This window comes from Pseudomonas sp. SDT291_1_S447 (assembly GCF_054070155.1).
On the sequence record NZ_JBSVXS010000135.1, the window covers coordinates 1 to 13376 of the forward strand.

General features: G+C 60.3%; 7 protein-coding genes. All 7 read left to right on the forward strand.

What is annotated here, in order from left to right; translation table 11 throughout:
• Nucleotides 1–207: 207 nt before the first annotated feature.
• Nucleotides 208–708: a thiol peroxidase gene (tpx, locus tag ACW9IR_RS25570; protein WP_008086450.1), complete on the forward strand. Its 501-nt coding sequence runs from the start codon at nt 208–210 to the stop codon at nt 706–708.
• Nucleotides 709–894: 186 nt separating this feature from the next.
• Nucleotides 895–2202, forward strand: a complete 1308-nt coding sequence (locus tag ACW9IR_RS25575) for an MdtA/MuxA family multidrug efflux RND transporter periplasmic adaptor subunit (RefSeq protein ID WP_457465418.1) — start codon at nt 895–897, stop codon at nt 2200–2202.
• Entirely contained in the window at nt 2199–5300 is a 3102-nt protein-coding gene (locus ACW9IR_RS25580; protein WP_457465420.1) for an MdtB/MuxB family multidrug efflux RND transporter permease subunit, read from the forward strand. The genes ACW9IR_RS25575 and ACW9IR_RS25580 overlap by 4 nt, the downstream gene beginning before the upstream one ends.
• Nucleotides 5301–5400: 100 nt before the next feature.
• Nucleotides 5401–8508 carry an efflux RND transporter permease subunit gene (locus ACW9IR_RS25585; RefSeq protein ID WP_110718618.1) on the forward strand — a complete coding sequence of 1036 codons (3108 nt, stop codon included), beginning with the start codon at nt 5401–5403 and terminating at the stop codon, nt 8506–8508.
• A complete protein-coding gene (locus ACW9IR_RS25590; RefSeq protein WP_457465422.1) occupies nt 8505–9974 on the forward strand; it encodes an efflux transporter outer membrane subunit in 1470 nt (489 codons plus the stop codon). Before ACW9IR_RS25585 ends, ACW9IR_RS25590 begins: the two co-directional genes overlap by 4 nt.
• Before the next feature lie 290 nt (nt 9975–10264).
• Nucleotides 10265–12346, forward strand: a complete 2082-nt coding sequence (locus ACW9IR_RS25595; protein ID WP_457465424.1) for a putative bifunctional diguanylate cyclase/phosphodiesterase — start codon at nt 10265–10267, stop codon at nt 12344–12346.
• A gap of 190 nt (nt 12347–12536) precedes the next feature.
• Complete coding sequence (locus tag ACW9IR_RS25600) at nt 12537–13283, forward strand: SDR family oxidoreductase (protein WP_236431598.1); 747 nt, start codon at nt 12537–12539, stop codon at nt 13281–13283.
• Nucleotides 13284–13376: the final 93 nt, after the last annotated feature.

The following is a 13376-nucleotide window of genomic DNA, read 5'->3' on the forward strand; positions in this document are numbered from 1 at the left end:
GGCGGTGGGTCATATGCGCAGATGTTGGCTGACACACCGCTATCGCGAGCCGGCTCACTCCTACATGGGAATTGCGCTGGTTTTGTATACAATTTTTCGCGCAGGCACCCAACAATTTCCAAACAGGGCATAGGTCGTCGGACAATTTCGTGGTTAACTTCGGCCTCTTGCATGCTTTCCAATCAAAACATCAGAAGGACTCAAGTCATGGCTCAAGTCACCCTTAAAGGCAATCCGGTTCAAGTCAACGGCCAGTTGCCACAAGCCGGTTCCAAGGCGCCAGCCTTTTCTCTGGTTGCCGGCAATCTGTCCGACGTCACCCTGAAAGACTTTGCCGGCAAGCGCAAAGTGCTGAACATCTTCCCAAGCGTCGACACCCCGACCTGCGCCACTTCGGTACGCAAGTTCAACGCTCAGGCCAACGAAGTGGCAAACACCGTGGTGCTGTGCATCTCGGCTGACTTGCCGTTCGCCCAAGCGCGTTTCTGCGGTGCCGAAGGCCTGGAAAACGTCCAGAACCTGTCGACCCTGCGCGGTGCCGAGTTCATCGAGAACTACGGCGTGGCCATCGCTGACGGTCCACTGAAAGGCCTGACCGCTCGCGCCGTCGTGGTTCTGGACGAAAACGACAACGTCCTGCACAGCGAACTGGTCAAGGAAATCGCTGAAGAGCCTAACTACGATGCCGCTCTGGCCGTATTGAAGTAAGCTCTGCCACAAAGCTTTTACAATTGTTAACGGCCTGGCCCTGTCCAGGCCGTTTTCATTTGTGTATCAGTGTTTTGCCTCACACCTTGAAACGTAAGGTGTAAGTAAATTGCCGGTAAAGCTGCTTTGCTAATTCCCCATCAGTGCTTATCGTTCAGCCTCCCGTAAAAGAAGCCCACGCGCCCAATGGTTAATCACTCCATGCAATCGTCCCCCCGTAACTCCCGTCGCTGGCTGATCAGCCTGCTTGTCCTGTTGGTGATCGCTGTCCTGTGCTGGAAATTCTGGCCTGCCGGCTCGAGCCCCAAGGAGGGCGCAGACAAGGCTGCGGCCGGGCACACCGGGCGTTCGGGGATGATGCGGCCGGGCTTCGGTGGCGGCGCCGGGCCAATTCCGGTGCGCGTGGCGCCGGCGGTTACCGGTGACTTCCCGCTGTATTACAAGGCGCTGGGTACGGTGACGGCGCTCAACACCATCAATGTGCGCAGCCGGGTGGGTGGCGAGCTGGTCAAGATCAATTTCGAAGAAGGCCAGATGGTCAAGGCCGGCGACCTGTTGGCCGAGATTGATCCACGTCCGTACCAGAACGCCTTGCTGCAGGCCGAAGGCACTTTGCTGCAGAATCAGGCGCAACTGAAAAACGCCCAGGTTGACGTCGAGCGTTATCGCGGTCTGTACAAAGAGGACAGCATCGCCAAACAGACACTGGACACCGCCGAAGCGCTGGTCGGTCAGTATCTGGGCACGGTCAAGACCAATCAGGCAGCGGTCAACGACGCCAAGCTCAATCTCGAATTCACCAAGATCCGCGCGCCGATTGCCGGCCGCGTCGGTCTGCGTCAGGTGGACGTCGGTAACCTCGTCACCGCCAACGACACCACGTTCCTCGCGGTGATCACCCAGACGCAACCGATCAGCGTCGCTTTCACCTTGCCGGAAAACAGCCTCGAAACCGTGCTCGCCCGTTATCGCAGTGGCGCCAAGCTGCCAGCCGAAGCGTGGGATCGCGGCGACACCAAACTGCAAGCCACCGGCGTGCTGCAAAGCCTTGACAACCAGATCGACGTCGCCACCGGTACCCTGAAGTTCAAGGCCCGCTACGAAAACCGCGATCAGGCGCTGTTCCCCAACCAGTTCGTCAACGTGCACTTGCTCGCTGACACGCTGAAAGGTGTGGTACTGGCACCGTCGGCAGCGATTCAGTTCGGCACCAACGGCACCTTCGTTTATGCGCTGGATGGCGACAAGAAAGTCACTATTCGCCAACTGAAGATTGGCGCCAGTGACGGCGAAAACACCGTGATCACTGAAGGTCTGGCCGCTGGCGACCGCGTGGTACTGGAAGGCACTGACCGCCTGAAAGAAGGCAGTGAAGTGGAAGTGGTCAACGACAGCAATCAAGTGCCAACCACCCCGACCGAACACCTGCAAGGCAAATCTGCCGCCACCCCGACTGACGCTGCTGTCTCCGACAAGGCCAAGAAGGGCGCATGAACATTTCGCGGCTGTTCATCCTCCGACCGGTAGCCACCACCCTGAGCATGCTGGCCATTGTTCTGGCCGGCCTGATCGCTTACCGCTTGCTGCCGGTTTCTGCTTTGCCACAGGTCGACTACCCGACCATCCGCGTCATGACCTTGTATCCCGGCGCCAGCCCGGACGTGATGACCAGTGCAGTGACCGCGCCACTTGAGCGCCAGTTCGGGCAGATGCCGGGCCTCACGCAAATGGCCTCGACCAGTTCCGGCGGTGCGTCGGTGCTGACCCTGCGTTTCAGCCTCGACATCAACATGGACGTCGCCGAACAACAGGTGCAAGCCGCGATCAACGCCGCGACCAATCTGCTGCCAACCGATTTGCCGGCGCCGCCGGTGTACAACAAGGTCAACCCGGCGGACACCCCGGTGCTGACCCTGGCGATCACCTCGAAAACCATGTTGCTGCCCAAGCTCAATGACCTGGTCGATACGCGCATGGCGCAGAAAATCGCCCAGATCAGCGGCGTCGGCATGGTCAGTATTGCCGGTGGTCAGCGTCAGGCCGTGCGCATCAAGGTCAACCCGGAAGCGTTGGCGGCCAACAGCCTCAACCTGTCGGACGTGCGCACCCTGATCGGCGCCTCCAACGTCAATCAGCCGAAAGGTAACTTCGACGGCCCGACGCGGGTGTCGATGCTCGATGCCAACGACCAACTGACCTCGCCCGAGGACTACGCCAACCTGATTCTCGCCTACAAAAACGGTGCGCCGTTGCGACTCAAGGACGTGGCGGAAATCGTCGACGGCGCCGAGAACGAACGCCTCGCTGCGTGGGCCAACCTGAATCAGGCGGTACTGCTGAACATCCAACGTCAGCCGGGTGCCAACGTCATCGAGGTAGTCGACCGCATCAAGGCGCTGCTGCCGAGCATCACCGACAACCTGCCGGCCGGCCTCGAAGTGACGGTGCTGACTGACCGCACGCAGACCATCCGCGCCTCGGTCACCGACGTACAACACGAATTGCTCATCGCCATCGCCCTGGTGGTGATGGTGACCTTCCTGTTCCTGCGTCGCGCCAGTGCCACGATCATTCCGTCGGTGGCCGTGCCGCTGTCGCTGATCGGCACCTTCGGCGTGATGTATCTGGCCGGGTTCTCGGTGAACAACCTGACCCTGATGGCCCTGACCATCGCCACCGGTTTCGTGGTCGACGATGCGATCGTCATGCTGGAGAACATTTCGCGCTTCATCGAAGAAGGCGACAGCCCGATGCAGGCCGCGCTCAAAGGCGCCAAGCAGATCGGCTTCACCCTGATCTCCCTGACCCTGTCGCTGATTGCGGTACTGATTCCGCTGCTGTTCATGGCCGACGTCGTCGGGCGCTTGTTCCGCGAATTCGCCATCACCCTGGCGGTAGCGATCCTGATTTCTCTGGTGGTCTCACTGACCCTGACGCCGATGATGTGCGCGCGTCTGCTCAAGCGTGAGCCGGAAGAACATGAGCAAGGCCGTTTTTACCGCGCCAGTGGTGCGGTGATTGACTGGATGATTGCCGAGTACGGGCGGATGCTGCGCTGGGTGCTCAAGCACCAGCCACTGACCTTGCTGGTGGCTATCGGCACACTGGCGTTGACCGTGTTCCTCTATATGGTCGTGCCGAAGGGCTTCTTCCCGGTGCAGGACACCGGGGTCATTCAGGGTATTTCCGAGGCGCCGCAGTCGATTTCCTTCGCGGCAATGGGTGAACGCCAACAGGAATTGGCGAAAATCATTCTTGAAGATCCGGCGGTGCAGAGCCTGTCGTCCTACATCGGCGTCGACGGCGATAACGCAACGCTCAACAGCGGGCGCTTGCTGATCAACCTCAAGCCCCATGGCGATCGCGATCTGAGCGCCACTGAAGTGATTGCGCGCCTGCAACCGCAACTGGACAAACTGGTCGGCATCCGCCTGTTTATGCAGCCGGTGCAGGACCTGACCATCGAGGACCGTGTCAGCCGTACCCAGTACCAGTTCAGCATGTCCTCACCTGATTCCGAACTGCTCAGCCAGTGGAGCGGCCGTCTGGTCGAAGCGCTGGCCCAGCGTCCGGAGCTGACCGACGTTGCCAGTGATCTGCAGGACAAGGGTTTGCAGGTCTATCTGGTGATCGACCGCGATGCCGCGTCACGCCTCGGCGTCTCGGTGGCGAACATCACCGATGCGCTGTACGACGCGTTCGGCCAGCGGCAGATCTCGACCATTTACACCCAGGCCAGCCAATACCGCGTGGTGCTGCAGGCTCAGGCCGGGGAAAAGATCGGCCCGCAGGCGCTGGACCAGATTCACGTGAAAACCACCGATGACGCGCAGGTACGCCTGTCGAGTCTGGCCCATGTGGAAGAGCGTCAGGCGCAACTGGCAATCACCCATATCGGCCAGTTCCCGGCAGTGATGATGTCGTTCAACCTCGCACCCGGCGTGGCGTTGGGGCATGCGGTCGACATTATCGAACAGGTACAAAAGGACATCGGCATGCCGGTCGGCGTGCAGACCCAGTTCCAGGGCGCGGCCGAAGCGTTCCAGGCCTCGCTGTCGAGCACCTTGCTGCTGATCCTGGCGGCGGTGGTGACCATGTACATCGTGCTGGGCGTGCTCTACGAGAGCTACATTCACCCGATCACCATTCTGTCGACCTTGCCGTCGGCGGCAGTCGGCGCCTTGCTGGCGCTGCTGCTCAGTGGCAATGATCTGGGCATGATTGCGATCATCGGCATCATCCTGCTGATCGGTATTGTGAAAAAGAACGCGATCATGATGATCGACTTCGCCCTCGATGCTGAACGCACCCAAGGCATGGCGCCGCAGGAGGCTATTTATCAGGCGGCGCTGCTGCGCTTCCGGCCAATTCTGATGACCACGCTGGCGGCGCTGTTTGGTGCGGTGCCGTTGATGCTTGCGACCGGCTCCGGGGCTGAACTGCGCCAGCCGCTGGGTCTGGTGATGGTCGGTGGTCTGCTGGTGAGTCAGGTGCTGACGCTGTTCACCACGCCGGTGATCTACCTGTATTTCGACCGCCTCGGGCGACGCTTTGGCAAGACCAATGCTGATGCCGAAGAGGTCTCGGTATGAAAGCAGCTGCAAGCTTCGAGCTACAAGCTGCAAGAAAAAAGCAGATCCTGTGCATGTTTCTAGCTTGCAGCTTGCAGCTTGAAACTTGGAGCTGGCCTCTATGAATTTGTCTGGTCCTTTCATCAAGCGTCCGGTCGCGACGATGCTGCTGAGCCTGGCGATCATGCTGCTCGGCGGCGTCAGCTTCGGTCTGCTGCCGGTTTCGCCGCTGCCGCAAATGGATTTCCCGGTGATCGTCGTGCAGGCCAGCCTGCCCGGTGCCAGCCCGGAGGTCATGGCGTCTACTGTGGCCACACCGCTGGAACGCTCGTTCGGCGCGATTGCCGGCGTCAACACCATGAGCAGCCGCTCCAGTCAGGGTTCGACCCGGGTCATTCTGCAGTTTGACCTCGACCGCGATATCAACGGTGCCGCGCGGGAAGTGCAGGCGGCTATCAACGCCTCGCGCAACCTGTTGCCGAGCGGGATGCGCAGCATGCCGACCTACAAGAAGGTCAACCCGTCGCAAGCGCCGATCATGGTGCTGTCGCTGACCTCCGATGTGCTGGAAAAAGGCCAGCTCTACGATTTGGCTTCGACCATTCTTTCCCAGAGCCTGTCGCAGGTGCAGGGCGTCGGTGAAGTGCAGATCGGCGGCAGTTCGCTGCCGGCGGTACGCATCGAACTCGAACCGCAGGCATTGAACCAGTACGGTGTAGCGCTCGACGATGTGCGCAAGACCATCGCCGATGCCAACGTACGCCGGCCCAAAGGTTCGGTTGAGGACGGTCAACGGTTGTGGCAGATCCAGGCCAACGATCAGTTGGAGAAAGCCAAGGACTACGAGTCACTGATCATCCACTACGCCGACGGCGCCGCGTTGCGCCTCAAAGACGTGGCCAAGGTCAGCGACGGCGTCGAAGACCGCTACAACAGCGGCTTCTTCAACGATGACGCGGCGGTGCTGCTGGTGATCAACCGCCAGGCCGGCGCCAACATCATCGAGACGGTCAACGAGATCAAGGCGCAACTGCCGGCACTGCAAGCGGTGTTGCCGGCCAGCGTGAAGCTGGATCTGGCCATGGACCGCTCGCCGGTGATCAAGGCAACGTTGCACGAAGCCGAGATGACCTTGCTGATTGCCGTGGTGCTGGTGATTCTGGTGGTGTTCCTGTTTCTCGGTAACTTCCGCGCCTCGCTGATTCCGACATTGGCCGTACCGGTGTCGCTGGTCGGCACTTTTGCGGTGATGTACCTCTATGGTTTCTCGCTGAACAACCTGTCGCTGATGGCGCTGATTCTGGCCACCGGACTGGTGGTGGACGACGCCATCGTGGTGCTGGAGAACATCTCCCGCCACATTGACGAAGGCGTCAAACCGATGCAGGCCGCGTACCTCGGGGCCAAGGAAGTCGGTTTCACCTTGCTGTCGATGAACGTCTCGCTGGTGGCGGTGTTCCTGTCGATTCTGTTCATGGGCGGCATCGTCGAGAGCCTGTTTCGTGAGTTTTCCATTACCTTGGCGGCGGCTATTGTGGTGTCGCTGGTGGTCTCGCTGACGTTGACGCCGATGCTTTGCGCCCGTTGGCTGAAACCGCACACACCGGGGCAGGAAAACCGTCTGCAACGCTGGAGTCGCCGCACCAACGACTGGATGGTCGGCAAATACGCCACCAGCCTCGACTGGGTGTTGCGCCACCGTCGTCTGACGTTACTCAGTTTGCTGATCACCGTCGGCGTCAACGTTGCGCTGTACGTGGTGGTGCCGAAAACCTTCATGCCGCAGCAGGACACCGGCCAGTTGATCGGTTTCGTGCGCGGTGACGACGGCCTGTCGTTCAGTGTGATGCAGCCGAAAATGGAAATCTTCCGCCGCGCCGTGCTCAAGGACGAAGCGGTGGAAAGTGTCGCCGGGTTCATCGGCGGCAGCAACGGCACCAACAACGCTTTTATGCTGGTGCGTCTGAAGCCGATCAAGGAACGTCAGCTCAACGCGCAGAAAGTCATCGAACGCCTGCGCAAGGAAATGCCCAAGGTGCCCGGCGCGCAATTGATGCTGATGGCCGATCAGGATCTGCAATTTGGCGGTGGTCGCGAGCAGACCACGTCGCAGTACAGCTACATCCTGCAAAGTGGCGATCTGGGCGAGTTGCGCAAGTGGTATCCAAAAGTGGTTGCCGCGTTAAGGGCGTTGCCTGAGCTGACCGCGATCGACGCGCGCGAAGGCAAGGGTGCCCAGCAAGTGACGTTGATCGTCGACCGCGATCAGGCCAAGCGCCTGGGGATCGACATGGACATGGTTACCTCGGTGTTGAACAACGCCTACAGCCAGCGGCAGATTTCGACGATCTATGACAGCCTCAACCAGTATCAGGTGGTGATGGAGGTCAATCCGAAATACGCCCAGGACCCGGTGACGCTCAAGCAGGTTCAGGTGATCACCGCTGACGGTGCGCGGGTGCCGCTATCGACGATCGCTCATTATGAGAGCAGCCTGGAAGATGACCGCGTCAGCCACGAAGGCCAGTTCGCCTCCGAAGACATTTCCTTCGACATGGCCGAAGGCGTGACGGTGGAGCAGGGCAGTGCCGCCATCGAACGGGCGATTGCCAAGTTGGGTCTGCCGGAAGATGTCATCGCGAAAATGGCCGGTACCGCCGACGCTTTTGCCGCGACGCAGAAGAGCCAGCCGTTCATGATTCTGGGGGCGCTGTTGGCGGTGTATCTGGTGTTGGGCGTGCTGTATGAAAGCTACATCCATCCGCTGACGATCCTGTCGACCCTGCCGTCGGCCGGTGTCGGCGCGTTGCTGTCGATCTATGCGCTGGGCGGCGAGTTCAGCCTGATCTCGTTGCTCGGGTTGTTCCTGCTGATTGGTGTGGTGAAGAAAAACGCCATTCTGATGATCGACCTCGCGCTGCAACTGGAACGGCATCAAGGTCTGTCGCCGCTGGAGTCGATCCGCAGCGCCTGTCTGCAACGTCTGCGGCCGATTCTGATGACCACCCTGGCGGCGATTCTCGGTGCCTTGCCGCTACTGCTCAGCCGGGCCGAAGGCGCGGAAATGCGCCAGCCGCTCGGTTTGACCATTATCGGCGGGCTGATTTTCAGCCAGGTGCTGACGCTTTACACCACGCCTGTGGTTTACCTCTATCTCGACAAGCTGCGCCATCGTTTCAACAAATGGCGTGGCGTGCGTACTGACGCCGCTCTGGAAACTCCGCTATGACTGACCGTTCGCTTTTCAATCTGGCCACCGTTCGAGGCTCGCGTCTGCTGAGCCTGTCGCTGTGCGTGGCGATGCTCAGTGCCTGCGCTGTCGGCCCGGACTACCAGCGTCCGCAAACCGCTGAGATCGCTCAGTACAAAGAAGCCGAGGGCTGGACCCAAGCCAACCCGAGCGATTCGCTGGCCCGGGGCGCCTGGTGGGAGTTGTATGGCGATCAGCAGCTCAACGGCTTGATCGAACGCCTGAACAATTCCAACCAGACCGTCGCACAGTCGGAAGCCCAGTACCGTCAGGCCCAGGCGTTGGTGCGCAGTGCGCGCGGGGCGTTTTATCCCAGCGTTGACTTGAGCTTGGGCAAGACCCGCTCCAGTCAGGGCACCGGCAGCAGCAGTTCGAGTTTGAGCAGTTCCTCCAGCGGTATCCGCGACACCTATAACGCCGAACTGGGCGTCAGTTGGGAAGCAGACGTGTGGGGCAAGCTGCGCCGTGGACTGGAAGCCGATGAGGCCAGTGCCCAGGCCAGTTTTGCCGACCTGGCCGCCATGCGCCTGAGCCAGCAGTCAGAGCTGGTGCAGAACTACCTGCAACTGCGCGTGATCGACCAGCAGAAACGCTTGCTTGAAGCGACGGTTGCCGCTTACGAACGCTCGCTGAAAATGACCCAGAACCAATACCGCGCGGGCGTTTCCGGGCGCGATGCGGTAGCACAGGCGCAGACGCAACTGAAAAGCACCCAGGCCGATCTGGTTGACCTGATCTGGCAGCGTGCGCAGTTTGAAAATGCAATTGCCGTACTGACCGGTCAAGCGCCGGCGGATTTCAACATTGCCGAAGTGCAGACCATTCCGAAGCTGCCGCAGGTGCCGTTGAGCCTGCCGTCGCAGCTGTTGGAACGCCGCCCGGACATTGCTTCGGCCGAGCGCTCGGTGATCGCCGCCAACGCCAACATCGGCGTGGCCAAAGCCGCGTATTACCCGGATCTGAGCCTGAGCCTGAGCGGCGGTTACAGCAGCAGTACCTCGCAGAACCTGATCAGCCTGCCGAACCGCTTCTGGTCGGTGGGGCCGAAACTGGCGTTGCCGCTGTTCGACGGTGGCATTCGTTCGGCAGAAGTCGACCGCACCGAGGCGGTGTACGACCAGACCGTGGCCAAGTACCGCCAGACCGTGCTCGACGGTTTCCGCGAGGTGGAAAACTACCTGGTGCAGCTCAAGGTCTACGAAGACGAAGCGGCGGTGCGCCAGGAGGCACTCGATGCGGCGCGCGACTCCCTGCGCCTGACGGAAAACCAGTACAAGGCCGGGCTGATTGCTTACATCGATGTGGTGGTGGTGCAAGCCACGGCGCTGAGCAACGAGCGCAGCGTGCTGAATATTCTGCAAAGCCGTTTGATCGCCAGCGTGCAACTGATTGCGGCGCTGGGCGGTGGTTGGGATGGGCAACTGGACGTGAGCAACTCCAACTGATTCCATGCCCCTTGTAGGAGCTGCCGGAAGCTGCGATCTTTTGATTTTGCTGTTAACGACAAGATCAAAAGATCGCAGCCTCCGGCAGCTCCTACGGGTATGTGTTTCAGTTTTGAGCAAAGCTGTGAACGCTGCGCCAGAGCCTTGTCGGACGATCAAACGAGCGTTTCATCGGCTTGATGGCCAATTGCTCACTTTGTCAGTGCGTTCTTCTGCGCAATCAGTACAATCGCCGCATTTGCCCGACCGAGAATGGACGCAGTCCGCGTTGGGTAGCCACGAGAAATCCCATGCTCATCGGTAGTTATTCCTCCACCCTGGTTTTCATTTCGTTGTGCGTGGCGATTCTCGCTTCCTATACCGCGCTCGACCTCACCGGTCGTATCGCCACGGCCAAGGGCCGTGCGGTGCATTTCTGGACCGCCGGCGGTGCGTTTGCCATGGGCATCGGCGTCTGGTCGATGCACTTCATTGGCATGCTCGCCTTCAAGCTGCCGATCGACCTTGGCTACGACATCACCCTGACCGCGCTGTCACTGTTGATCGCGGTGTTGTCCTGTGGATTTGCCTTGTGGCTGGTCAGTCAGCCGAAACTGCCGATTCTGCAACTGGCGTTCGGTGCGCTGATCATGGGCGCCGGGATCAGTGCCATGCATTACACCGGCATGGCGGCGATGCGCATGACCCCGGGAATCGACTACGACCCGACACTGTTTGGCGCCTCGTTGCTGATCGCCGTGGGTGCGTCGGCGGCGGCGCTGTGGATCGCCTTTCGCCTGCGTCAGCACTCTCCTTATGTGCGCCTGATTCGTGGCGGCGCAGCGATCATCATGGGCATCGCCATTGTCGGCATGCATTACACCGGCATGGCCGCCGCGCAGTTCCCTGACGGCAGTTTCTGTGGCGCCACCGTCAATGGCTTGAAGGGCAATGGCCTAGACAGCTTGGTGTTGATCACCACGTTGGCGGTGCTGTCGATTGCCTTGCTGACCTCGATTCTCGACGCGCGCCTCGAAGCGCGTACCGCTGATCTCGCGCACTCGTTGACCGTGGCCAACCGCGAACTCACGCAACTGGCCCTGCACGACACTCTGACCGGCCTGCCGAACCGCATGTTGCTGGACGACCGGATCAATCAGGCGATGAAAAAGGTCCACGAGCAGGGCGGCTGTTTTGCCTTGATGTTCATCGATCTGGACGGATTCAAACCGGTCAATGATGCGTTCGGCCATCACATGGGCGATCAGTTGTTGCGCGAAGTCGGCGTGCGTCTGCGTGAAGACTTGCGCAGCCTGGACACACTGGCGCGCATCGGTGGCGATGAATTCGTGTTGCTGGTGCGTCTGAGCGAACCCAATGATGCGCTGGGACTGGCCGCGCGTCAGGTCGGTCTGATCGCGCAATCATTCCGCGTCGCCGAACATGACTTGCAGATTTCCGCCAGCGTTGGCATCGCCCTGTATCCGGGCAATGGCCAGACCGCGCAGGAACTGCTGATGAATGCCGACGCGGCGATGTACCACGCCAAGGGTGGCGGCAAAAACGGTTACAGCTTTTTCGACGCGTCGATGAACAACAACGCGCGCAAGCAGTTGCAGTTGTTACAGGACCTGCGCGCGGCGCTGGAACACAGCCAGTTCAGCCTGCATTACCAACCCAAATTCGACGCCGCCAATGGCCGTCCGGTCGGCGCTGAAGCGCTGTTGCGCTGGCAACACCCGATTCACGGCATGCTGATGCCGGACAAGTTCATCGAACTGGCGGAGAAATCCGGGTTGATCATTCCGATCGGTGAATGGGTGCTCAATGAAGCCTGCCGGCAAATGCGCGAGTGGTACGTGCTCGGTTACACCGATTGGCGCATTGCGGTGAACCTGTCGGCGTTGCAGTTCTGCCACACCGGGCTGGTGCGCAGCGTAGCCAAAGCGCTGGCCACTCATCACTTGCCGGCCAACAGCCTGACCCTGGAAATCACCGAAACCACGGCGATGAGCGATGCCGATGCGAGCATGACGGTATTGCAGGAGTTGTCGGACATGGGCGTCGATCTGTCGATCGATGACTTCGGCACCGGTTATTCCAGCCTGATGTACCTCAAGCGCTTGCCGGCCAACGAGTTGAAGATCGACCGAGGTTTTGTGCGCGATCTGGAGCATGACAGTGACGATGCAGCGATTGTTTCGGCGATCGTTGCGCTGGGTCAGGCGCTCGGTTTGCGCATTGTCGCCGAAGGTGTTGAAACCGGTGTGCAGCAGGCGTTTCTGACTGAGCTGGGGTGTGATTCGTTGCAGGGTTATCTGCTCGGGCATCCGATGCCGGCGGACAAATTCATGCAGGATATTGCGCGTAGTCAGCAGGCAGCGGTGGTCTGATTGATCTCGTTATCGTTCTTCGCGAGCAAGCTCGCTCCCACATTGGCTGTGTGAACGACACAGAACCCTGTGGGAGCGAGCTTGCTCGCGAAGGCGTCTGCCCAGACACCACAGACCCCATGCAAAACCCGCCAATGGCGGTTATTCTTCCCCCCGACTGTTACGTGTGCATCGGGGGAGAAAGGCCAGCATGGATAAAGTCATTGTGATCACCGGCGGCGGGCGCGGGATTGGCGCCGCTACGGCGCTGTTGGCTGCCGAGCAAGGCTATCGGATCTGCATCAACTATCAGTCGGATGAACAAGCCGCGCAAAGCGTGCTGGAGCAAGTCCGCGCACTGGGCGCACAAGCCATCGCGGTGCGCGCCGATGTCAGCATCGAAGACGAAGTCATCGCGCTGTTCCAGCGGGTCGACAGCGAACTGGGCCGCGTCACCGCTTTGGTGAACAACGCTGGCACCGTCGGGCAAAAGTCGCGGGTCGACGAAATGTCCGAATTTCGCATTCTCAAGATCATGAAAACCAATGTCCTGGCGCCGATCCTCTGCGCCAAGCACGCAATCCTGCGCATGTCGCCCAAGCACGGCGGGCAGGGCGGCAGCATCGTCAATGTGTCGTCGGTGGCCTCGCGTCTTGGTTCGCCCAACGAATACGTTGATTACGCCGCGTCCAAAGGTGCGCTTGATACCTTCACCATCGGTTTGTCCAAGGAAGTGGCGGGCGAAGGGATTCGGGTCAACGCGGTGCGTCCGGGTTACATCTACACCGATTTCCATGCCTTGAGCGGCGATCCGGATCGGGTCAGCAAGCTGGAGTCGGCGATTCCGATGGCCCGTGGCGGGCGGCCGGATGAGGTGGCGGAGGCGATTGTCTGGTTGTTGTCAGACAAGGCGTCGTATGCGACGGGGACGTTTGTTGATTTGGGTGGCGGGCGCTGATCGTTTGGATTTGTGTTGCCTGATCCGGCCCCATCGCTGGCAAGCCAGCTCCCACAGGTTTCTGTGTCGTACACAACATACGCGGTGACATAG